We start from the raw sequence: 22001 nt of genomic DNA, 5'->3' as shown, positions 1-22001 counted from the left end.
AAAATGTCTGCTAAAAGATGGTGAAGATATATACAGAACATAGTTTTTTGAATGCTGATAAAAGGAAAATAATATTTCCATTATTATTTGATTTAGTATATCTGCCAAATGATAAAGCGAGATCAAATTTTATTTTAACAGATTCTATTTTAGAAGCAGACGTTGCTATTTTTCCTGTAGATATTGTTTCTTTTTTGAGAAAAGATAAGTCTGATTTTTTTGAAAATTGGATTTCAAAAGTATCAGAATATAAAGTTCCCATTTGGATTTATGCAGCTGGCGATTTTGGATTTACTTTTAAGAATAATAATGTTCTAACTTTTAGATTAGGAGGTTTCAATTCAAAGTTGAGTAATAATTCATGTATAATTCCTTGTTTTGTAAATGATCCTTATGATAAAATTTTAAAAAATGATTTTTTTGTGCTTTCTAAAAACGAAAAGCCAAATATTGGCTTTGTAGGAAATGCAAATGGTTCTTTTTCTAAATTAATCAAAGAGTTTATCTTATATTTAAGAAGGAATGTAATTAATATAAAATTCAAATTTCCAGAAGATTATCATCCTTTTTATCCTGCAGGAAAAAATAGGCATAAATTATTGCAGAAGATTCAGAAGGAAGATAAAATTGAGAGTAATTTTATTTTTAGAGATAAATATCTAGGAGGAAATAAGGATAAAAGCACTAAAGAAAAAACAACTTTAGAGTTTTTTAAAAATATTCAAGATAATCTCTATACTTTTTGCCTAAGAGGAAATGGGAACTTCTCTGTTCGATTTTATGAAGCATTGATAATGGGCAGGATTCCAGTTTTAATCGATACAGATGTAAGACTTCCTTTAGTTAATTCGATTGATTGGACTAGACACTGTGTGATAGTTTCAAAAGATTCTATAATTCAGGAATTACTAGATTTTCATTTATCCAAGCCAGATGAAGAAATAAGAAAAATACAGGAAAACAATCGAAAATTAGTGTTAGAAAAATTGAATAGAGTTGACTATTTTATTCAAATTAGTAATCTATATTTGAAAAAGTAATGAAATTCTCTTTAATCATATGCACTTACATGCGTCCTACTCCGTTATTAAAATTATTAATTTCGATTAAGGATCAAATTTTATATCCAGATGAAATCTTGATTATTGATGGCTCACTTGACAATAAGACTAAATCGATCTTGGAAAACAATAATTTCGATCATTTAAAATATTATTTAATCTCAGAGCAAGATAGAGGTTTAACAAAGCAACGTAATTTTGGAATTTCGAAAGTAGACCCAACTAGTGATATAGTCTGTTTTTTAGATGATGATACAATTCTCGAAACTGAATATTTTGCAAATTTGTTGAATACCTATAATTTGTTTCCAGATGCTTTAGGAGTTGGAGGTTACATTACAAATGAGATTAAATGGCAAAAAATACCAGAAAGTTATTCAGAAAATAAAAATGAATTTTATTATGATGGTTGGAAACGAAAAGATGGAAGCCGTTTTGTTCTGAGAAAAAAAATAAATCTGGATAGTGATTGCCCTCCTGGATTTTCTCCAAAATTTTCGCATGGAAGAAGTGTCAGTTTTTTACCTCCGAGTGATAAAATTTATCCAACAGAACAATTAATGGGAGGGGTTTCTTCATTTAAAAAATCTGTCTTTGAACAATTTTCATTTTCCACATATTTTCAAGGTTATGGCTTATATGAAGATGCTGATTTTTGTTTAAGATTGGCTAAAGAAGGTAAACTATATTTAAATACAGCAGCAAAACTTAGTCATTATCATGACTCAGCAGGTAGGCCAAATCAGTATACATATGGCAAAATGGTGGTTAGAAACGGATGGTATGTTTGGCGTATAAAAAACCCTAATCCAATTTTAAAAGACCGTTTAAAATGGAACTCAATTACAATTTTATTGACCGTTGCAAGATTTGTAAATGCGATTAAAGGGAGAGACAAAAAAGTTGTCTTTACAGAATTTGTTGGAAGAGTTGTAGGCTGGTGGAGTTTAATATTTAACAAACCAAAACAAAAATGATTTTTGTTATAAAAAAGAAGATCGTAAAAAAACTTAAAGAATTTAAGAAGAATTACTCTTATGTTAGATTTTACAATAATCAAGATCCGGTTATCTATTTAAATTTAAAACATAAGACAAAAGTTCGGACTTATCTAAATCTTTTTTTTAGAATTAGAGCAGTGTATAATGAACCAATAGTTATAGAATTTTCACTTTTAAGGATGGTATTTTTAGCAAGATGGTTTAAAGATCTTGACTATATTTATTTTTCAAAACCTTTTTCAAAACTTAATAAAGTAAAAGTATTTAGCCATAATAAAAAAGCTGATTTTAATGTTAACTATAATTTTAAAAAAGTTTATTCTTCTGTAGATTTTAATAAAAATGCATTGCCATACATAATGCATCCTAATAACTATTTAAGCAAGGAAGCTCAAATTATGGAAAAAAAAGTTGGCATTTTAATGAGTGGCAATTTTGACAAAAAAATTTATGATACAAACATCATTTCTAAAAACTTTGGAATGATGAATAGATGGGATGTTTACCAGGAAATTTTGAAACATAGTGCCCTACTTTCTATTTACGGAACAGATCTTTTAGAGAATTTAGATTCAGGAAAATTTAAAGACAAATTTGTTTTAATGAAATGGCAAACAGGAGCAATCCCAATAGAAAAATGGAGAGATTATCTTTCTTCTGCAGATTTTATATTTTGTGCTCCTGGCATGACCATGCCTATGTGCCATAATGTACTTGAAGCAATGTCTGTTGGAGTAATTCCAATTTTAAATTATTCGAATTGGCTAAATCCTTCATTAGAAGATGGTGTTAATTGCTTAGAATATTCTAATTCCAGTAATATAGCTAAGGTAATAGATACTGCCCTGTCTTTGCCAGAAGAAAAGAAACAGATTTTGAGAGAAAATACAATAGCGTATTTCAAAAAATATTATGATTTATATGATTTCAAAAAGAATTCATCAAATGAACTAGTAGTTTTAAATGAAAATATTTCTGATTTAATTTAACGAATGTCTGCATGAAAAAATTTGTTATTATAACGCATGTAAATCACATTCGAAATCAAGATCAGTATTATGGTTATGCTCCATATGTGCGTGAAATGAATCTTTGGCTTCAATATGTCGATCAATTAATTGTAGTTGCGCCATTAAAAAAAGACAATCTAACATCTATTGATTTAGCGTATAATTGTAAAGATATTTTTTTTAGTAATATTCCAGATATTAATTTCATTACATTTAAAAGCAGATTTTTTTCAGTTTTTAAATTACCAGTTATTTTTTGGAAAATATTTCTAGCAATGTATCGCGCAGATCATATACATTTAAGATGCCCAGGAAATATTGGGCTTATTGGGTGTTTTGTTCAAATTCTATTTCCAAAAAAAATAAAAACAGCTAAGTATGCTGGTAATTGGGATCCTAAAAGCAAACAACCTTGGACTTATAGACTACAAAAATATATCTTAAACAATACCATTCTAACGAGAAATATGCAAGTTCTTGTATATGGAAATTGGGATGGCCAATCAAAAAATATTAAATCCTTTTTTACAGCAACTTATTCCCAAACCGAAAAAGAAGCTGTTCAAAAGAAAAGTTTTCAGGAAGGAATTTCTTTTGTTTTTGCAGGAAGTTTGTCAAAAGGTAAAAATCCGCTTTATGCAATACAAATTGTAAATCAATTATTGAAGAAAGGGTATAATATTACTTTTAATCTTTTTGGCGAAGGAGAAGAAAGGGACAATTTGCAACGATTCATTTTAGAGAATAAAATAGAAAAATTTGTTTTCTTACATGGGAATCAAGATAAAGAAACAATTAAGAAGGCCATGAAGGAAAGTCATTTTGTAATTTTGCCTTCTAAAAGTGAAGGTTGGCCAAAAGTTGTTGCAGAAGGAATGTTTTGGGGTTGTGTTTCAATTGCAACAAAAGTGTCATGTGTTCCGTATATGTTGGATTATGGTAAACGTGGAATTTTACTGGAAATGAATTTAGAAAAAGATACTGAACAGATTGAAAATGTACTGATGAATCAAGATGTTTTTTTAAGCAAAAGTCAAGTTGCCTTAAAATGGTCGCAGGGTTATACTACAGATGTTTTTCAAGAGGAAATAAGGAAATTAATTAAATGAGGATTGTACAAATTATAGACTCTTTAGAAATTGGAGGAGCTGAACGCATGGCAGTTAACTATGCAAATGCATTAGGCGAAAAAATTGAATTTTCGGGTTTAATTGCTACTAGAAGTGAAGGTGAGATGCTAAATCAGATTTCAAAAAAAGTTTCTTATTTGTTTTTAAATAAAAAGAGAAAAATTGATTTTAAGGCAATTTTTAAATTAAAAAAATATTTAAAGCAGAATAGAGTAAATACTATCCACGCTCATAGCTCTTCCTTTTTTACAGCTGTTTTGGTTAAATTAATTTATCCAAAAATAAAAGTTATCTGGCATGATCATTATGGACCAAGAATAGAACAGACAAAAAAAGATAATATAATTTTGATTTTTTGCTCTTTATTTTTTGCCTCGATATTTGTTGTAAATAAACAGCTAAAAGAATGGAATATGAAAAATATGAAATGCAAAAACGTTGTTTTTGTTCCAAATTTCATTCAGCAAAATCATTCCTCTGAGCAAATAACCGAATTAAAAGGAATAGAAGGAAAGCGTATAGTTTTTTTGGCTAATTTAAAAACTCCAAAAAATCATATTGTAATTTTAAAATCCTTTTTTGATCTAAAACTGTTTAATCTTGGGTGGAGCTTACATTTAATTGGTAAAGATTACCATGATCAATACTCCCAAGTTTTAAAAGATTTTATTCAAAAAAATAATTTGGTTAATCACGTACATTTGTATGGAACTAGAAAGGATATAAGATTTATTCTTTCGCAAGCTTCAATAGGAGTCTTAGCTTCTACCTTTGAAGGATTTCCAGTAACATTGATTGAATATGGAGAATCGGAATTGGCCGTTCTTTGTACTAATGTAGGGTTCTGTTCGGATATAATTAAAAATGAAGAACGAGGATTATTATTTGATCCAAAAAATGAGTTTGAACTTCTTGCTCAATTTAAAAGAATAACGGCAGATAAAAATTTGAGAAGAGAAGTTGCATATAACTTAAAGAATTTAGTCCAAGATTATTACACAGAAGATAAAGCTGTTGAAAAAATTCTTAAAGAATATTACAAAGTAAAATAATGAAAAACATAAAACTTAATTATTTCTCTCTAATTGTAATTCATGCTTTAATTGCATTAATTGTTTTCATAATTCCATTTTTATCAAAAGTTTATGCTCTGTCGATTCTTTTTATAGGGGTTTTTATTGTTTCTAAAAATAAAAATAAAAATAATGAAGTCCTTCTTATAAGTGCTTATTTAGTTGGAGCAGAGGTTTTTTTACGGATGACATTAGGTAGTTTGAATAATGAGTACGTAAAGTTTTCTGTGATATTTTTTATGCTTTATGGAATGCTTTATAGTAATTTTTCTAAAAATGCATTTATATATCTTGTTTTCTTATTTTTTTTAATTCCAGCAATTTTTGTAACCACTAGTGAAGCTACTTTCAATATAGATGTTAGAAAAGTTTTAGTTTTTAATTTGTCTGGCCCTTTCTGTTTGGGTATTTGTGCTGTTTATATGTTTAAGAGAAGAATTACTTTTGATAAACTACAGAGTATTTTAATTTCATTAGGATTGCCAATAGTTACTACTACAGTTTATTTGTTTTTATATACACCCAATATTAAGGATGTTGTAACGGGGACTCAATCAAATTTTGAAACTTCAGGAGGTTTTGGTCCAAATCAGGTTTCTACAATTTTAGGTCTTGGAATGTTCGTTTTTTTTACACAATTAGTGCTTTTTTCCAAGTCTAAATTACAATTTTTGATTAACGGAGGACTATTTATTTTTATCAGTTATCGAGGAATTGTTACTTTTTCGAGGGGAGGAATTATTACAGCAGCCTTTATGATTGTATGTTTTTTAGCTATTTTATATTATTTTTCTAATGCTGAAGGAAAAAGGAAATTTAGTTTCGTATTTGTTCTGACGTTTTTAATTGGCACAGGAATATGGTTTTATAGTTCGTTTCAAACTAACGGTCTTATTGATAAACGTTATGCTAATAAGGATGCGAGAGGACGTGAGAAGGGAGATCGTTTAGGAGGAAGAGAAGAAATTATGAATCAAGAGACAGATATTTTTATTGATAATCCAATCTTTGGCGTAGGTGCTGGAATGAGTAAGTATGCGAGAGCTCAAATTACCAATGAAGAAGTTGCATCACACAACGAAGTAACCAGAATGTTTAGTGAACATGGTTTGTTCGGAATATTTGCATTATTGATTCTTCTTATCACACCTTTCATTTTATATATTAATAATAAACAGCATATATATTTTTTCTCATTTTTTGTTTTTTGGCTTCTTACCATAAATCACGCCGCAATGCGAACTGCAGCTCCTGCATTTATATATGCATTAAGTCTTCTTTCAGTACAAATAAAAATTCCTGAAAAAACAAGAGAAGCAAATTAGCTAAATTCAATTTTTATAATACATTTGCCTCAAGTTTAAGCCCCTAACAAACTGAAAAATAATGTTGTCAAAAAAGAAAATGCATTTCGAAATTTCGGAAAGGAGAATACTGCTTCTTTCTTTCGATGCTGTTTTTGTTTTATCCGCTTTATATCTATTAAGTTCAATATTTGAGTATCATTATTTTGATTTCGGAGTAAGTAGTTCTTTAAGTATTGTTCTATTAATAGCATATCTTTACATTTTTGGAGTAATATTTGAAATTTATAATTTACAAGTAGCAAGCAACCATCTTCAGATTTTGCAAAATGTTGTTTTTACTGCAACAGCTACTGTTTTAGCCTATTTATTTACGCCAATTTTCTCTCCGGTACTTCCCAAACAAAGACTCGTCATATTAATATTTTATTTTACGATATTAATTACGTTGTTGTTATGGCGTTTATTTTACTGCTACTTTTTAGCTTCTCATAGATTTTCTCAAAATGTCGTTTTGATTTGTGATCAAATTGAAGTTGAAAAATTGGTTTTGGGATTGGAGAATGTCGATCCGCATTATAAAATTATTGGTTTTGTAAACTCCGATTCTATTGCAGATGAAAATTTAGATTTTCATTACGTAAAAGAAATAAAAAAGGACGATTTAGAACATTTTGTATCAACGAACCATATTTCAGAAATTATTATTGCTTCTCAGAATACAGATGGTATTACTCCAGATTTATATCAGCAATTGCTTCATTTATTAGAAAAAGGAATTATTATACGAGAATATACTCAAGTTTATGAAAGTAAAACGCAAAGAATCCCCGTTCATCATATAGAAAGAGATTTTTATAGATTTTTTCCTTTCAGCAGAAGCAATAGTAATAAACTTTATTTGTCTTTTGTTCGACTTATAGAAATCATGTTTTCTATTCTAGGGCTATTAATTTCTCTGTTTTTTATCCCAATAATTTTTCTTTGCAACATCTTCGCAAATAAAGGGAGTCTTTTTTATACTCAAGAAAGAGTAGGGAAGAATGGAATCATTTTTGAAATTTATAAGTTTAGAACCATGACAGAGAATTCAGAAGCCAATGGCGCTGTTTTCGCTAGTCATAATGATAAAAGAATTACTCCGTTTGGTAAATTCATGCGAAAGTCAAGAATTGATGAATTGCCTCAATTTATTAATGTTTTAAAAGGAGATATGGGAGTAATAGGGCCAAGACCTGAGCGACCATTTTTTGTCGAAGAAATCGCCGCAGTAATGCCTTTTTATGAAACACGCCATGTAATTAAACCTGGACTTACGGGCTGGGCACAGGTAAATTATTCTTATGGAGAATCTATAGACGAAAGTTTGATTAAGCTTCAATACGATCTATACTACATCAAGCACAGAAGTGTTTTTCTTGATTTAAGTATCACCTTCAAAACCATTACAACGGTTTTATTCTACAGAGGGCAATAATTTTTTTAGATTATAATCGGAATTGGTTTTTTGTTTCGAATTGCTGTTCGTACTAAAACCACTCCGCTCGTAATGATTAATGGTAAAGTAATAAAGAAATGCGCCTTGTTAATCAAAAATAGAAAGTAAACCACTAAAAGTACAAAGTTGATTAGTGAAAATCTATAAGTCCATAATTTGTTTTTGAAAATAGAAAACAAAACTAAAACCAATAAAAACGGGCTAAATAATAGAACATTGTAATTCATCGCCAATTCTTGGTGAAAAGAGTAAAATCCCATAATAACGAAGAATATCCCAATAAGAGATAAAATCACAAAGTAGATTTTATCTACCGTTTTGTTTCTTGCAAAGATTACAAAAAGCAAGATAAAGAGATAAGTGTAAATGTTATTCCACCAAGATTTTGGTGTTTCTTTTGCAAACTCTAATAGTGTTTTGCTTTTTGCCGCTAAGGGTTTATTTTGAAAACTTGTTTTGTCTAAACTATTCTTCAATTCAAAAGGAAGAAAAATTCTTGTTCCCATTTGATCGACTTTCGTTCCAAAAATAATACTTGTTCCCAACTGATCGTAGAAATGGCCATCAAAATAAGGAAATAGGATAGAACGATAGGTTTTGTCTGTGTCTTGTGTTTTTACGATAACATCTCCGCCTAAAGTTTTATTCACTACATCTACAACCATCGAAGTACAGTTTTTATCGATGAATTTATAAGTATAATAGCGCTCTTCAGAATCTAATACAGCATTTAACTGGTCGAAAAGTTTTTGTTTTAAATCTGGTGAGATCAATAATTCCTGCTCGTAAATACTTCTTTTCTCATAAGTATATTCTTCAAAAAAATCGGCATATGAATGTACAGTTGCAAAATATTGCAAATCTCCTTTAGCAAACTTTAAAACAAAATTTGGAGTTCTAAAATCAAAAGTTCCATAATTGTAAACAACATCAAAATTGTTTACGGGATCTAAAACTCTAATTCCCGTATGTCCGAAATAAGAATAAGTTTCGTTTCCAAGTCCGCAGGTCAAAATGCTTATTTTGGCATCTTTCGATAAAGCTAAACTTTGGCTGAAACCAATAAAACTTGATAAGAATAATAAAATAAAAAGTGCTTTTTTGGACATGAGAGTTTTCATGATTTAAAATTTTAAATGTTTGCGGTTTCTAATTATCTAAAGATACCCAAATCTACTTTTAACGAAAAAATATTAGAATACAAAGCGGTACTTTGATTTCCTAAATCGGTTAAAGCATAATCAATCTGTATGCCTTTATATCTAAACCCTAAGCCAATGTTAGGCTGAAAGTTTATTTTTTCGGTATTATCTAATTGTGTTACATTCTGAAAATTTCCTGCTCCAGCTCTTACGAAAACTAAATCGGTATAACCAAATTCAAACCCTAGAGCTGGGTCTATACTTACGGCTTTTGACGAAATAATATCATTTGTCTGCTCAAAGCGCATATTTAAATTTGCAGAAGTGACAAGACTACATTCGTTATGGAAATCAAATCTTTTTGAAACTCCTAATTGAGCTTTTGGCAATGTTATTTCTGTACTTTCTGGCAATTCGTTGTTTTCTCCCGGAATTGCATTTGCAATTTTAGCATATTCTTCTTCATCAATATTCCAAACATTGTAAGTTGTGGTAATATCGCGAAGCATTAAACCAAATTTCCAGTCATTTCTTTCAAACTGAAGTCCGATATCAAATCCAAATCCCCAAGAATTGGCGAATTTCCCAATTATTCTTCGAATTACTTTTGCATTTACACCATATTGAAATCCATCAACAGGCAATTTTCGAGCATAAGAAAAAGTAAAGCCATAATCTGCCGTAGAGAACAAGCTGATTCTGTTATAATCAATATTTCCTTGATTATCGATTAACTGCGTGGTGTCCATAATGTCGTCTACTCCAAAACGAATCATCGAAATTCCCCAAGCACTTCTGTCATCAATTGGACTTGCATAACCTATGTAGTCGTACTGTGCAATATTGGCGAAGTAGCTGGCATGCATTAAAGCAATTTGATGATCTTCAAGATGAGTTAAACCTGCTGGATTCCAGTAACCTGCCGTTACATCATTTGTTGCAGCAGTTACAGCACTTGCCATTCCAAGAGCTGCGGCATCGACCCCAATATTCATAAATTCATTCGAGTATTTTCGAACGGTTTGTGCATACTGAAAAGTACAGCTGCAAAATAATAAAAACACTAAATATTTCTTCAACGTATATGTTTTTGCAGATCGAGGCCTGTTTTAAAATTTTTATCAAAAATATAATATTTTACTCATCTAATAAGTTCCTTTAGTTAAATATTCCCAAAGTCATACTTCGAATTAAAAAACTCTCGAAAAAACTCGTTTTGCATCGAGTTATTATACTAAATTTGTTCTCTGCCATTATCAAAATTTAAAGCTATGAATATTAAAAAACACATTCCAAATCTAATTACATTAATTAATCTTTTCTGCGGTTGTGTCGCAATTGTCTTTATTTCCGAAAACAATTATTTAATGGCTTTTTTCATGGTTTGCTTAGGAATCTTTTTTGATTTCTTCGACGGCTTTTTTGCTAGATTATTTAAAGTTTCAAGTCCGCTTGGATTGCAATTAGATTCTCTTGCAGATATGGTAACAAGCGGAGTTGCTCCAGGATATGTGATGTACAGTATGTTTGTACATAGCGGTCATGAATTAGGAACTCACCCTGCAATTCCGTTTTTAGGGTTTATTATCACTTTAGGATCTTGTTATCGTTTGGCCAATTTTAATATTGACACTCGTCAGACAGATTCTTTCATCGGATTGCCAACTCCAGCAAATGCCCTTTTTATTATTAGTTTGCAAATTGTTCTAGATATGTATGCAGAATCGTCACTGCTTATTCTTGAATTATTGACCAACCAATGGGTTTTGTTGATTATAACATTTTGTAGTGCTTATATTTTGAATGCTGAGATTCCGTTGTTTGCTTTAAAAATTAAAAAATTCAGTTTGAAAGAAAATGCCCTTCAAATTGTATTTCTTGTTATTTCGGTATTGATGATTATTTTACTTCATTACATCGCAATTCCACTAATTATTGCTTTTTATGTATTGTTGTCAGTTATCAATAATCTTTTCTTGAAAAAGTAATTCTGTTTAATGGCAAGAAAAACGACTTATCGTAAAACATATACAAGAAAGCCCGCTGGAAGATCATTTCTAAGCAGGCTTTTTCGTTCATTTTTATTGATTCTTTTGGGACTTTTATTCATTGGGATAATTTATCATTATCGCAAAGGACTTGCTTATTATTTAGGTTTTAAAACAGAAAGAGTTTTAGATGAAGATGAGGTAGACAAACATCTTTCTGATGTTCGAAACATTCGTGTTCTCGAAAACCATAAAGGAAAAGTAATTGGAATTGACGTTTCTGAATTTCAAGGAAAAGTCGATTGGGAAGAAGTCGAAATCTTGGATGAAAAATATCCTGTTCAATTCGTGTTTATTCGTGCAACAGCAGGAAACGACCGTGTAGACAGACAGTTTAAAAGAAATTGGGAAGGTGCAAAAGAGAATAAAATCATGCGTGGCGCTTATCATTATTATCGCCCAAACGAAAATTCTATTGAACAGGCAGATCTTTTTATCAAAACAGTAAAATTGCAAAAAGGAGATCTTCCGCCAGTTTTAGATATTGAAAAATTGCCTAAAAATCAGCCTTTAGATAGTTTGAAAAAAGGATTAAAACGTTGGTTAAATAAAGTAGAAAAGCATTACCAAGTTCGTCCAATAATTTATTCAGGAGAACGATATTATTCTGATTTTTTAAAAGAAGAGTTTAGCGAATATCTTTTCTGGATTGCGAATTATAATTTTTACAGAGAGAAAATTGAAGATGATTGGTTGTTCTGGCAATTTACAGAAAAAGCTTCTCTGCCAGGAATAAAACATCGTGTTGATGTTAATATTTACAATGGAGATTTAGAGCAATTGCATTTTATTACTGTTGAGTAGTTTTAGTTTCTGTCGAGAACTATTTCCATAAAACCAAAATAACAATTATTACAAAAGGCAATAAAAGCATTACAGAATATGGATTGGCAAAATTTATAGTATAACCCATCCATTGAATCTTTTTCGGAGGAAGTAATCTTTTGTCTTTTGGGTTATAATAAAAGCTATTGAAGAAATACCAGTTTTTTGGGTCTTTGTGCCAGTTGTCGTAATCTTCCTGAGTTGGTTTTTCTGATTTCATTTGCAACTATTTAAGAATCTTAGATTAAAAAAAAATGGTAAAAAGAAATTTACTTTTTACCATTGATGTATAACTGTCTTAAAATTCAAGTTTCTTTTTACGTAGCTCGAAGTTTTGCCCAAGATAAACACGACGAACCATTTCGTCTTCTACCAATTCTTCTGGAATTCCTGCTTTTAGAATTCCTCCTTCAAACATTAAGTATGTTTTATCAGTAATTGCTAATGTTTCCTGAACGTTGTGATCGGTAATTAAGATTCCGATATTTTTGTTTTTTAATTGCGCAACAATTCGCTGAATATCCTCAACCGCAACAGGGTCAACTCCTGCAAAAGGCTCATCCAATAAAATAAACTTTGGATCGGTTGCCAATGCGCGTGCAATCTCTGTACGACGGCGCTCACCTCCAGAAAGTAAATCGCCTCGGTTAGTACGAATGTGCTCTAAGCTGAATTCTTCAATTAAGCTTTCCATTTTAGCAATTTGCTCCTCTTTAGAAAGTTTAGTCAATTGCAGTACACTAAGAATGTTATCCTCAATGCTAAGTTTTCTAAATACAGAAGCTTCTTGTGCCAAATAACCAATTCCTTGTTGTGCACGTTTGTACATTGGGTAATCGGTAATATTCAAATCATCAAGATAAATGTTTCCTTGATTTGGTTTTACTAATCCCACAATCATGTAAAAAGACGTTGTTTTTCCAGCTCCATTTGGACCCAAAAGCCCTACAATTTCTCCTTGATTTACTTCAACAGAAATTCCTTTTACAACACTACGTCCTTTATAGGTTTTGATTAAATTATCGGCTCTTAATTTCATTTGTTTAATGTGAAAATTAGATAATTTGAAAATGAGATAATTTTTTTTAAAACTAAATCATGATCAATTTTATAATTTGATTTGAAAGGCAAAATAAGTGTAAAATATTCAATAGAATGAATCAATTAACAAATTATTGCGTTTTCAAAATTTAGAACTTGTATTTCAAAATTAAATAATTAGCGCATTTCAAGAGAAATTATCTAATTATCAAATTGACACATTTTCTAATTATTTGCCTTGCTCTTCAAGTGCTTCCCAAAATTCGTAAGCTCTTCTTAAATGTGGAATTACAATTGTTCCTCCAACAAGAGTTGCGATTCCCATTGCTTCCATCATTTCTTCTTTAGAAACACCTTCTTTATAACTTGTTTCTAAATGGTATTTTACACAGTCGTCACATCTCAAAACAGTTGATGCAACTAAACCTAAAAGTTCTTTTGTTTTTACATCAAGAGCGCCTTCAGCATAAGCATTGGTGTCAAGATTAAAAATTCGCTTTACAATTTTGTTATTGTCAGCAAGCAGTTTTTCGTTCATTTTAGAACGATAGTCATTAAATTCTTGAATTATATCAGACATTTTCTTTCATTTTATTTTTATACACAATCTTCGATATCCAGATACTTAATTCGTAAATGATTAGCATCGGAATTGCAACAATAGTTTGACTCACAACGTCTGGCGGAGTTACAATTGCAGCAATAATTAAAATAATTACAACGGCGTATTTCCAATATTTTCTTAAAAAAGAAGGAGTTACTAAGCCTAATTTGGTTAAGAAGTAAATTGCAATTGGAAGCTCAAAAAAGATCGCACTTCCTAGAATACTTGTTTTTACCATTCCCATGTAAGATTCTAGTGTAAACTGATTTTTTACAACATCACTCACAGAGAAAGTAGCAACGAAATTAACCGACATTGGAATAACTACAAAATAGCCAAATAATACGCCTAAGAAGAAAAGCATTGAAGAAACAAAGATGAATACTTTTGCATTTTTGCGTTCTTTCTCATATAAAGCAGGACTGATAAACTTCCAGATTTCCCATAAAATATAGGGAAAACTCAAGATAAAACCTGCCAGAAGGCACATCCATACAAAAATATTTACCTGACCTTCCATTTCTGTATTCTGAATGATAAAATTCAATTCAGTAATACAAATGCTGTCTGCAAATCCTAATGAATGCGATAAATCACAGAACCAAACGTAGGTAAAAAATGTTGGCCTAATTGGCCCTAAAATAATCTGATCAAATAAATAATCACTGATAAAATAAGTGACAAATGCCATAATACATATTGCAATTGTACTTCTAACTAATAACCATCTAAGTTCTTCAAGATGGTCTAAAAATGACATCTCGCCAAGGTTTTTCTTTGCCATTATACGATTCCTTCTTTTAAAATGTCATGTAAATGTAATACTCCTTTATATTCGCCATTGTCGGCTACGATTAATTGTGTAATCGAGAAATCTTCTAAAATATTTAAAGCGTCAACCGCCATAGTTTCCGAGGAAACTACTTTTGGATTTTTAGACATAATATCTTTTGCTGTTAAGTCTGCTATAGTATCTACGTCGTTTAGCATTCTTCGGATGTCTCCATCAGTAATAATTCCAACAATTTTATTGTCTTCAATTACTGCTGTTACTCCTAATCTTTTTTCAGAAATTTCAAAAATTGCTTTTTTAATAGAAGTTTCTGGTGTAACTGCAGGTTTTAATGAATGCTCAATCATATCTTTTACTCTAAGCAGTAATTTTTTTCCTAAAGCTCCTCCTGGATGATAAACCGCAAAATCTTCGGGTTTAAAATCACGCATTTCCATTAAGCAAACAGCCAATGCATCGCCCATTACAAGCTGTGCTGTTGTACTATTTGTAGGAGCTAAATTAATAGGGCAGGCTTCTGTATCAACAGTTGTATTTAAAACCAAATCAGAGCCTTTTGCCAAAAATGAAGTTGTATTTCCTGTAATGGCAATTAAAGTGTTTCCAAACCTTTTTAATAAAGGAACAAGAACTTTAATTTCTGGACTATTTCCGCTTTTAGAAATGCAGATAATAATATCGTCGTTTTGTACCATTCCTAAATCACCGTGAATTGCTTCTGCTGCGTGCAAAAACATAGAAGGAGTTCCAGTTGAGTTAAAAGTAGCTACCATTTTTTGAGCAATGATCGCGCTTTTTCCAATTCCAGTAACGATCAGACGGCCTTTGGTTTCATATATGCGTTGGACGGCTTCGTAAAAATTTTCGTCCAAAAAATCAATTAGTTTTGTAATTGCTTCACTTTCAGAGAGTATTGTTTTCTTGGCGATCGCCAATATATTTTCTTTTGTGATCAAAACAGAATATTTAAAATTTGTATGTATAAAAGAAAGTTGTATCTTTATGTGTTGCAAATTTATACAAAATACCATTAATATAGAGAATGAATTCAAATGAAATTGAAATACATAAAGAATTAAAGAAGTATTTCGGCTTTAGCCAATTTAAAGGCTTGCAGGAGCAAGTCATTACGAGCATTTTAGACGGAAAAAATACATTCGTAATTATGCCGACCGGTGGAGGAAAGTCTCTTTGCTACCAATTACCGGCTTTAATTCAAGAAGGAACAGCAATTGTTGTTTCTCCTTTAATTGCTTTGATGAAAAATCAGGTAGACGCAATTCGAAGTCTTTCGTCTGAAAATGGAATTGCACATGTATTAAATTCCTCTCTAACTAAAACAGAAATTGCTCAGGTTAAAAAAGATATTACATCTGGATTGACCAAACTTTTGTATGTCGCCCCCGAATCATTAACAAAAGAAGAATATGTGGCTTTTTTACAAAGTGTTCCAATTTCTTTTGTTGCTATTGATGAGGCACACTGTATCTCAGAATGGGGACATGATTTTAGGCCAGAGTACAGAAATCTGAGAAATATAATCAAGCAATTGGGTAAAGTACCAATTATTGGTCTTACCGCGACGGCAACCCCAAAAGTTCAGGAAGATATCCTGAAAAACCTTGACATGGCTGATGCTAATACTTTTAAAGCATCATTCAACAGACCGAACTTGTATTATGAAGTTCGCACAAAAACGAAAAACATTGAGTCGGATATTATTCGATTTATCAAACAACATAAAGGTAAATCTGGAATTATTTACTGCTTAAGCCGTAAAAAAGTAGAGTCGATTGCCGAAGTTTTACAAGTAAACGGAATCAGCGCAGTTCCTTATCATGCAGGTCTAGATGCCAAAACACGGGCCAAACATCAAGATATGTTCTTGATGGAAGATGTCGATGTTGTTGTAGCAACAATCGCATTCGGAATGGGAATTGATAAACCAGACGTTCGTTTTGTAATTCACCACGACATTCCAAAATCACTTGAAAGTTATTACCAAGAAACTGGTCGTGCAGGACGTGACGGCGGAGAAGGACATTGTTTGGCTTACTACTCTTATAAAGATGTAGAAAAGCTAGAGAAATTTATGTCTGGAAAACCAGTTGCAGAACAGGAAATTGGTTTTGCACTTTTACAGGAAGTTGTGGCTTATGCCGAAACCTCAATGTCACGCAGAAAATTCCTGTTACATTATTTCGGAGAAGAATTTGATAGCGAAAATGGTGAAGGTGCCGATATGGACGATAACGTTCGTAATCCTAAACATAAAGTAGAAGCCAAAGAACAAGTAGTTAAATTGCTTGAAATTGTTCGTGATACCAAACATATTTATAAATCAAAAGAAATTGTGTTTACTTTAATCGGACGTATTAATGCCGTAATTAAAGCACATAAAACAGATACTCAGCCTTATTTTGGCGTAGGTTCAGACCACGATGAAAAATACTGGATGGCATTGCTAAGACAAGTTTTGGTTTCTGGTTATTTGTCTAAAGACATTGAAACTTATGGAGTAATCAAAATCACAAAAGCTGGTTTAGATTTTATTAAAAAACCAGTTTCATTCATGATGTCTGAAGATCATGAATACAGCGAAGCAGATGATGAAGCAATAGTAACATCATCAAAATCTTCTGGAACTGCCGATGAGGTTTTGACAGGAATGCTTCGTGAACTTCGTAAAAAAGTAGCCAAAAAACTTGGAGTGCCTCCATTTGTAGTTTTCCAAGATCCGTCAATTGAAGATATGGCTTTAAAATATCCGATAACAATTCAGGAATTATATAATATTCATGGTGTTGGTGAAGGAAAAGCTAAAAAATATGGTAGTGAATTTGTTGCTTTAATCAGTCGTTATGTAGAAGACAACGATATTATTCGCCCAGACGATTTAGTGGTTAAATCTACAGGAGTAAATTCTGCCAACAAATTATATATTATCCAAAATATTGATAGAAAGCTTTCATTAAATGATATCGCTTCCGCGAAAGGACTTACGATGGATGCATTAATCAAAGAAATGGAACAAATTGTTTATTCTGGCACAAAATTGAATATCAAATATTGGTTAGACGATATTTTAGATGACGATCAGCAGGAAGAAATTCACGATTATTTCATGGAATCTGAATCTGATAAAATCGAAGATGCTCTTAAAGAATTTGATGGCGACTACGATATAGACGAATTGCGATTAATGCGTATTAAGTTTATTAGTGAAGTAGCGAACTAAAAAATAAATTCCAAATTCCAACCCTTTTTGGGAATATTCAAAATAAAAATTCCAAATTCCAAGTTTTCTATAGCATTGGAATTTGGAATTTCATTTTTTTAAGTATTTCAGTTTTGGAATTTGGAATTTAAAATATTGGAATTTTATTCAGTATATAATTCCCCACGATGCGGTTTCAAAGCATCTCTTACCTGAATCATATTTTCGTCTGTTACAACCATAAATGCTATGGCGTACATTTCGTCTATGATTTTATATCCAGTAATATTTAAAGGTAGCTTTTCTATTGTAATATATTCTTTAAGATGAATTTCGTGATGTTCTGCAGTTTTAGCAGAAGCTGGCCCACGGAAATCCCAGATTAGTTTTATTTTTCGTGACATTTTATTTAAAGGTGCAAAGGTTCAGAGTAGCAAAGGTACAAAGTCTTTCTCAAAGGTTCTAAGATTCTGAGATGCTAAGGTTCTAAGTTTTTTTCTGTAGAGACATACTGCAGTGCGTCTAACTGCTCTTAAGAGAAATCTTTGTAATCCAAATAATCTGTGGCTAAAAATAAATCGCAAAGATTTTATGAAAAATAAATTAAGGATAAAATCTGCTTAGATCTGCGTAAATCTGCGTGAAAATTTAGAGTAAATATAAAATCTCATTTCAAAATAGTACTTTTGCATGTTCTTTTCATAGAAAGAAAAGCTAATAGAATAAATAAAACAAAATGCCTAAAGAACTTTTACTTCAAGTTACACCCGAAATTGCTGCAAACGAATCATTGCTAAAAGATTATTTGTCTAAGCAGATTAAAGTTTCTGCTCAAGAAATTCAGCACGTTTCAATTTTAAAACGCTCTATTGATGCACGTCAGAAAGCGATTAAAATTAATTTGAAAGTTCTTATCTATTTAAAAGGCGAACCTTTTCAGGAAACTAAAATTGAGCTTCCTATATATAAGGACGTTTCCAATGCACAAGAAGTTATTGTTGTTGGCGCTGGTCCAGCTGGGCTTTTTGCGGCATTGCAATTAATTGAATTAGGTTTAAAGCCAATTGTACTCGAAAGAGGAAAAGATGTTCGTGGCCGTCGTCGTGACTTAAAAGCAATTAACCGTGAACATATCGTAAATGAAGATTCAAACTATTGTTTTGGTGAAGGTGGGGCAGGAACGTATTCTGATGGAAAACTATATACTCGTTCTAAAAAGCGTGGCGATGTAACTAGAATTTTAGAACTTTTAGTTGCTTTTGGAGCTTCTGAAGATATTTTGGTAGAAGCGCATCCGCATATCGGAACTAATAAACTTCCAAAAATTATTGAAGATATTAGAAATAAAATTAGGGAGTTTGGTGGTCAGGTTTTGTTTGAAACCCGTGTCAGCGATATTTTAGTAAAGAATAATGAAGTTGAAGGAATCGTAACGCAAAACGGAGATAAAATTCATGCTAATAAATTGATCTTGGCAACAGGACATTCGGCTCGCGATATTTTTGAGTTATTAGACAAAAAGAAAATTTTAATAGAAGCAAAACCTTTTGCTTTGGGAGTTCGTGCAGAGCATTCGCAAGAATTAATTGATAGTATTCAGTACAGCTGTGATTTTAGAGGAGAACATTTGCCACCAGCACCATATTCTATCGTAAAACAAGTGAACGGCCGCGGAATGTATTCATTCTGTATGTGTCCGGGTGGAGTAATTGCGCCATGTGCGACAAGTCCGGGAGAAGTAGTTACAAATGGTTGGTCACCATCTAAACGTGATCAGTCAACGGCTAATTCTGGAATTGTGGTCGAGTTGAAATTGGAAGATTTTAAACCATTTGCAAAATTCGGAGCTTTGGCTGGAATGGAATTTCAAAAAAGCATCGAACAAAAAGCTTGGCATTTGGCTGGCGAAACCCAAAAAGTTCCAGCACAAAGAATGATTGATTTTACCAAAAGTAAAGTTTCAGCAGATATTCCGAAAACATCTTATGTTCCAGGAACCACTTCGGTTGAGTTAGGACAGGTTTTTCCTGGATTTTTAACTCAAATTATGCGTCAAGGTTTTCAGGATTTTGGAAAATCAATGCGCGGATATTTAACTAACGAAGCAATTTTGCATGCGCCAGAAAGTAGAACTTCATCGCCAGTTAGAATTCCGAGAGATCCGATGACTTTGGAACATTTGCAAATCAAAGGTTTATATCCTTGCGGAGAAGGTGCAGGTTATGCAGGCGGAATTATTTCTGCGGCAATTGATGGCGAAAAATGTGCTTTAATGATTGCGGAATCCTTGAAATAATTGACTTCAGGTTTTTTGGTCCAGTAAAGATTGTTATCTTAGTATTCTGATTTTAATAGAATATTCCCCCAAAGATGACAATACAAGAAATCGAAAAAAAATACAGATTTGAATACCCTTTCTTATACAAACAGTTAGAGGCTGATGGCATGCTAGATGTTGGAGAATATGGTCCAAATTGGTATACAGATGTCTATCCTACTTTAAAAGACAATCCGCCTTTGCTTTTACATTCTTATGATTTTGAATCGCTGAATTTAAAATCTGTTGCAGAAGAAATAGAAGAGCTTCAAGATCCAGAAGATTATCGAAATATCAACCCAGAATTTAAATTTATTCCGTTTGCTAAAAGTGGCGGCGGCGATCATTATTGTTTCTTTTTAAACGAAGAAAACAATGGAGATGTGCCGATTGTTTTTGTTTGGCACGATTCTAATGAAGTTAATTATTTGGCAAAAAATCTTCAGGATTTTATCTTCAAAGTTTTATTAATCGATATGTCTAAACAAGATGTCTATAATGAACTTACTGATGAGGAATTTAGAGACGATATAGAATCAGTATTTAAATCGCACAAAAAGTATCTGACTGAGCAGCAAAACGCAATCCTATCAGCTATTTTAGAACGAGATATAGTTGATTACGAAATACATGTTTCGCCAAAAATAGTTGAATCTGCTAGAGGATTATTAACAGATCATGAATTAGAATCGATTGTTAATGAAGTGATTCCTTTTGATAAAATGAATCAGAGTTTTAAATATTCTAACGATTAGTTTTAATACCAGTAATTGTAATGAGCTTTTTCTCAAACATATTTGGACGCAATAACGACCCAAAATCGATTATCTCTTTTGATGTTATTGATCCTATTTACTCCTATTTATATAATGAGCAGTCAAGTCTTGAATTTAAAGTAAAGGGAATTCAGGAAGATGTGATGGTGAATTTGTTTTTCTTTCCAAGTTCATTTGATCGTGAAGAAGGAAATGAAGAAATTAAAAAAGCAGGTTTCAATAATGCTTATGAAGTTTTGAATGAACTTTATAAAAAAATGAATATTTCGACTCTTTCTGATGAGAAGATTCAAGAAGGTTTAGAATACGATTTTATACACATTCAATTTTATTCAGAACCGACCTCAGAAGAGAAAAAGTTCTTTAAGCGTTCTATAAAAAACTTCGTGATCTTTTTCTGCTGTACGAATAGTTTAGAAATAAACGATTTTAAAATATTGTATTCAGGAAGACATTTCTTTGATTATACAAAAGGATTGCTCGAAAGCGAACTTTTAGATATAAATAATCCGAAGAATGAAAGTGAAGAAATCGGAATTAGAGATTTTAAATTGGTTTTGCAGGGAATCTGCCAATATTTAAATATTGAAATTCCTAAAACAATAGAACTTTCTTCTCAAGAAAATTTAGTGCAAAATGAAGAAGCGACTGTAGAAACATTTAAAGAATTTCTGCAATTAGTTTCTAGAGGAGAAATCGACGAAGAACTATTACAAAGTCAATCCCAAGAACTTTTTGATAAGAGAAATCAAAATCATGATGAATTTGATTATGATTTTGACTTTTTTGAAGAAATAAATACTTGGCATAGCGACTGGAAATTTGATCCCGAAGATGCAGAATATTTTATTTCTGAAATGCTTGGTGAAGATTTTAGGTTTGATTATCCAGAAGAAACCTATAGTCATGATTTGTTTCCATACATTCAATCTGAATTAGAAAAAAGGAATTTGGAATTAATGACGTATGAAACGTATGGCGATAGTTATTTGTTTTTTCTAGCCAATAAAAATGAAGTAAATAGGATTCTAGAATTGTCTGAAGTGACAAAAATGGAAGTCGTTAAATTATGATGTTTTGCCACGAATTACACCAATTCTCACGAATTAAATTTAAAACCAAAAATAAAAATTAGTGAAAATTGGTGTAATTCGTGGCAAA

At 31.4% G+C, this 22001-nt stretch carries 21 protein-coding genes; 13 read left to right on the top strand and 8 right to left on the bottom strand.

The features are described 5' to 3' along the window. Positions 1-17 precede the first annotated feature (17 nt). The 7 genes from AC1Q5Z_RS21595 to AC1Q5Z_RS21565 all read left to right on the top strand — a co-directional run bounded on the left by AC1Q5Z_RS21595 (position 18) and on the right by AC1Q5Z_RS21565 (position 8056). Entirely contained in the window at positions 18-1040 is a 1023-nt protein-coding gene (locus AC1Q5Z_RS21595) for an exostosin domain-containing protein (RefSeq protein WP_492446783.1), read from the top strand. Next, positions 1040-2038 carry a glycosyltransferase family 2 protein gene (locus AC1Q5Z_RS21590; RefSeq protein WP_343588582.1) on the top strand — a complete coding sequence of 333 codons (999 nt, stop codon included), beginning with the start codon at positions 1040-1042 and terminating at the stop codon, positions 2036-2038. The genes AC1Q5Z_RS21595 and AC1Q5Z_RS21590 overlap by 1 nt, the downstream gene beginning before the upstream one ends. Further along, positions 2035-3051 (top strand): glycosyltransferase family protein, encoded by a 1017-nt coding sequence (locus AC1Q5Z_RS21585; RefSeq protein WP_343588581.1) that lies wholly within the window; start codon positions 2035-2037, stop codon positions 3049-3051. Before AC1Q5Z_RS21590 ends, AC1Q5Z_RS21585 begins: the two co-directional genes overlap by 4 nt. 11 nt (positions 3052-3062) lie before the next feature. Then, positions 3063-4181, top strand: a complete 1119-nt coding sequence (locus tag AC1Q5Z_RS21580; protein ID WP_492446780.1) for a glycosyltransferase — start codon at positions 3063-3065, stop codon at positions 4179-4181. Continuing rightward, positions 4178-5254, top strand: coding sequence for a glycosyltransferase (locus AC1Q5Z_RS21575; protein WP_343588579.1), 1077 nt, complete (start codon positions 4178-4180; stop codon positions 5252-5254). Before AC1Q5Z_RS21580 ends, AC1Q5Z_RS21575 begins: the two co-directional genes overlap by 4 nt. Then, the gene (locus tag AC1Q5Z_RS21570) at positions 5254-6600 is read left to right on the top strand and encodes an O-antigen ligase family protein (RefSeq protein ID WP_492446778.1); all 1347 of its coding nucleotides are present in this window, start codon (positions 5254-5256) and stop codon (positions 6598-6600) included. Before AC1Q5Z_RS21575 ends, AC1Q5Z_RS21570 begins: the two co-directional genes overlap by 1 nt. A gap of 61 nt (positions 6601-6661) precedes the next feature. Next, entirely contained in the window at positions 6662-8056 is a 1395-nt protein-coding gene (locus AC1Q5Z_RS21565; protein ID WP_343588577.1) for a sugar transferase, read from the top strand. A gap of 5 nt (positions 8057-8061) precedes the next feature. Here AC1Q5Z_RS21565 and AC1Q5Z_RS21560 read toward each other — a convergent pair whose 3' ends face one another. Continuing rightward, positions 8062-9198: a lipoprotein N-acyltransferase Lnb domain-containing protein gene (locus AC1Q5Z_RS21560; RefSeq protein ID WP_343588576.1), complete on the bottom strand. Its 1137-nt coding sequence runs from the start codon at positions 9196-9198 to the stop codon at positions 8062-8064. A 32-nt stretch (positions 9199-9230) separates the two neighbouring features. Then, the gene (locus AC1Q5Z_RS21555; RefSeq protein WP_233074172.1) at positions 9231-10298 is read right to left on the bottom strand and encodes a putative type IX sorting system protein PorV2; all 1068 of its coding nucleotides are present in this window, start codon (positions 10296-10298) and stop codon (positions 9231-9233) included. Positions 10299-10490: 192 nt separating this feature from the next. Here AC1Q5Z_RS21555 and AC1Q5Z_RS21550 point away from each other — a divergent pair, with 192 nt between their 5' ends. Beyond that, positions 10491-11207 (top strand): CDP-alcohol phosphatidyltransferase family protein, encoded by a 717-nt coding sequence (locus AC1Q5Z_RS21550; protein ID WP_492446775.1) that lies wholly within the window; start codon positions 10491-10493, stop codon positions 11205-11207. A 9-nt stretch (positions 11208-11216) separates the two neighbouring features. Then, entirely contained in the window at positions 11217-12071 is an 855-nt protein-coding gene (locus AC1Q5Z_RS21545; protein ID WP_343588574.1) for a glycoside hydrolase family 25 protein, read from the top strand. Positions 12072-12090: 19 nt separating this feature from the next. On the opposite strand, the gene AC1Q5Z_RS21540 is transcribed toward AC1Q5Z_RS21545, so the two are convergent. From AC1Q5Z_RS21540 to AC1Q5Z_RS21520, 5 genes are all read right to left on the bottom strand, one after another. Beyond that, positions 12091-12312 (bottom strand): DUF5808 domain-containing protein, encoded by a 222-nt coding sequence (locus AC1Q5Z_RS21540; RefSeq protein WP_278020462.1) that lies wholly within the window; start codon positions 12310-12312, stop codon positions 12091-12093. Positions 12313-12390: 78 nt separating this feature from the next. Next, the gene (lptB, locus tag AC1Q5Z_RS21535) at positions 12391-13131 is read right to left on the bottom strand and encodes an LPS export ABC transporter ATP-binding protein (protein ID WP_026982881.1); all 741 of its coding nucleotides are present in this window, start codon (positions 13129-13131) and stop codon (positions 12391-12393) included. A gap of 231 nt (positions 13132-13362) precedes the next feature. After that, complete coding sequence (locus AC1Q5Z_RS21530; RefSeq protein ID WP_223708414.1) at positions 13363-13713, bottom strand: carboxymuconolactone decarboxylase family protein; 351 nt, start codon at positions 13711-13713, stop codon at positions 13363-13365. Next, on the bottom strand, positions 13706-14521 hold the full coding sequence (gene tatC, locus AC1Q5Z_RS21525) for a twin-arginine translocase subunit TatC (protein WP_198857706.1): 816 nt from the start codon (positions 14519-14521) through the stop codon (positions 13706-13708). Before tatC ends, AC1Q5Z_RS21530 begins: the two co-directional genes overlap by 8 nt. Then, complete coding sequence (locus AC1Q5Z_RS21520) at positions 14521-15486, bottom strand: KpsF/GutQ family sugar-phosphate isomerase (RefSeq protein ID WP_198857705.1); 966 nt, start codon at positions 15484-15486, stop codon at positions 14521-14523. The genes tatC and AC1Q5Z_RS21520 overlap by 1 nt, the downstream gene beginning before the upstream one ends. A gap of 86 nt (positions 15487-15572) precedes the next feature. Here AC1Q5Z_RS21520 and recQ point away from each other — a divergent pair, with 86 nt between their 5' ends. Then, on the top strand, positions 15573-17768 hold the full coding sequence (gene recQ / locus AC1Q5Z_RS21515) for a DNA helicase RecQ (RefSeq protein ID WP_198857704.1): 2196 nt from the start codon (positions 15573-15575) through the stop codon (positions 17766-17768). A gap of 143 nt (positions 17769-17911) precedes the next feature. Here the strand turns inward: recQ and AC1Q5Z_RS21510 are convergent, their stop codons facing one another. After that, positions 17912-18151 carry a hypothetical protein gene (locus AC1Q5Z_RS21510; RefSeq protein ID WP_492446771.1) on the bottom strand — a complete coding sequence of 80 codons (240 nt, stop codon included), beginning with the start codon at positions 18149-18151 and terminating at the stop codon, positions 17912-17914. Between the two features lie 332 nt (positions 18152-18483). Between AC1Q5Z_RS21510 and AC1Q5Z_RS21505 the strand changes: the two genes are divergently transcribed. The 3 genes from AC1Q5Z_RS21505 to AC1Q5Z_RS21495 all read left to right on the top strand — a co-directional run bounded on the left by AC1Q5Z_RS21505 (position 18484) and on the right by AC1Q5Z_RS21495 (position 21913). After that, positions 18484-20043 carry an NAD(P)/FAD-dependent oxidoreductase gene (locus AC1Q5Z_RS21505; protein WP_492446770.1) on the top strand — a complete coding sequence of 520 codons (1560 nt, stop codon included), beginning with the start codon at positions 18484-18486 and terminating at the stop codon, positions 20041-20043. Positions 20044-20117: 74 nt separating this feature from the next. Then, a complete protein-coding gene (locus AC1Q5Z_RS21500) occupies positions 20118-20819 on the top strand; it encodes an SMI1/KNR4 family protein (RefSeq protein ID WP_492446768.1) in 702 nt (233 codons plus the stop codon). 20 nt (positions 20820-20839) lie between these two features. After that, entirely contained in the window at positions 20840-21913 is a 1074-nt protein-coding gene (locus AC1Q5Z_RS21495; protein WP_492446766.1) for a DUF6630 family protein, read from the top strand. Positions 21914-22001: the final 88 nt, after the last annotated feature.

This window comes from Flavobacterium sp. GW823-FHT06G12 (assembly GCF_058794775.1).
This window is presented reverse-complemented; position numbering and strand designations above follow the sequence as displayed.

What these genes read in the sequence shown, in the direction of transcription:
- lptB (WP_026982881.1), bottom strand. Translation starts at nt 13,131, where the DNA reads ATGAAATTAAGAGCCGATAATTTAATCAAAACCTATAAAGGACGTAGT.
- AC1Q5Z_RS21595 (WP_492446783.1), top strand. Translation starts at nt 18, where the DNA reads ATGGTGAAGATATATACAGAACATAGTTTTTTGAATGCTGATAAAAGG.
- AC1Q5Z_RS21540 (WP_278020462.1), bottom strand. Translation starts at nt 12,312, where the DNA reads ATGAAATCAGAAAAACCAACTCAGGAAGATTACGACAACTGGCACAAA.
- AC1Q5Z_RS21560 (WP_343588576.1), bottom strand. Translation starts at nt 9,198, where the DNA reads ATGAAAACTCTCATGTCCAAAAAAGCACTTTTTATTTTATTATTCTTA.
- AC1Q5Z_RS21590 (WP_343588582.1), top strand. Translation starts at nt 1,040, where the DNA reads ATGAAATTCTCTTTAATCATATGCACTTACATGCGTCCTACTCCGTTA.
- AC1Q5Z_RS21495 (WP_492446766.1), top strand. Translation starts at nt 20,840, where the DNA reads ATGAGCTTTTTCTCAAACATATTTGGACGCAATAACGACCCAAAATCG.
- AC1Q5Z_RS21510 (WP_492446771.1), bottom strand. Translation starts at nt 18,151, where the DNA reads ATGTCACGAAAAATAAAACTAATCTGGGATTTCCGTGGGCCAGCTTCT.
- AC1Q5Z_RS21505 (WP_492446770.1), top strand. Translation starts at nt 18,484, where the DNA reads ATGCCTAAAGAACTTTTACTTCAAGTTACACCCGAAATTGCTGCAAAC.
- AC1Q5Z_RS21550 (WP_492446775.1), top strand. Translation starts at nt 10,491, where the DNA reads ATGAATATTAAAAAACACATTCCAAATCTAATTACATTAATTAATCTT.
- AC1Q5Z_RS21575 (WP_343588579.1), top strand. Translation starts at nt 4,178, where the DNA reads ATGAGGATTGTACAAATTATAGACTCTTTAGAAATTGGAGGAGCTGAA.
- AC1Q5Z_RS21585 (WP_343588581.1), top strand. Translation starts at nt 2,035, where the DNA reads ATGATTTTTGTTATAAAAAAGAAGATCGTAAAAAAACTTAAAGAATTT.
- AC1Q5Z_RS21565 (WP_343588577.1), top strand. Translation starts at nt 6,662, where the DNA reads ATGTTGTCAAAAAAGAAAATGCATTTCGAAATTTCGGAAAGGAGAATA.
- tatC (WP_198857706.1), bottom strand. Translation starts at nt 14,521, where the DNA reads ATGGCAAAGAAAAACCTTGGCGAGATGTCATTTTTAGACCATCTTGAA.
- AC1Q5Z_RS21545 (WP_343588574.1), top strand. Translation starts at nt 11,217, where the DNA reads ATGGCAAGAAAAACGACTTATCGTAAAACATATACAAGAAAGCCCGCT.
- AC1Q5Z_RS21580 (WP_492446780.1), top strand. Translation starts at nt 3,063, where the DNA reads ATGAAAAAATTTGTTATTATAACGCATGTAAATCACATTCGAAATCAA.
- recQ (WP_198857704.1), top strand. Translation starts at nt 15,573, where the DNA reads ATGAATTCAAATGAAATTGAAATACATAAAGAATTAAAGAAGTATTTC.
- AC1Q5Z_RS21500 (WP_492446768.1), top strand. Translation starts at nt 20,118, where the DNA reads ATGACAATACAAGAAATCGAAAAAAAATACAGATTTGAATACCCTTTC.
- AC1Q5Z_RS21570 (WP_492446778.1), top strand. Translation starts at nt 5,254, where the DNA reads ATGAAAAACATAAAACTTAATTATTTCTCTCTAATTGTAATTCATGCT.
- AC1Q5Z_RS21530 (WP_223708414.1), bottom strand. Translation starts at nt 13,713, where the DNA reads ATGTCTGATATAATTCAAGAATTTAATGACTATCGTTCTAAAATGAAC.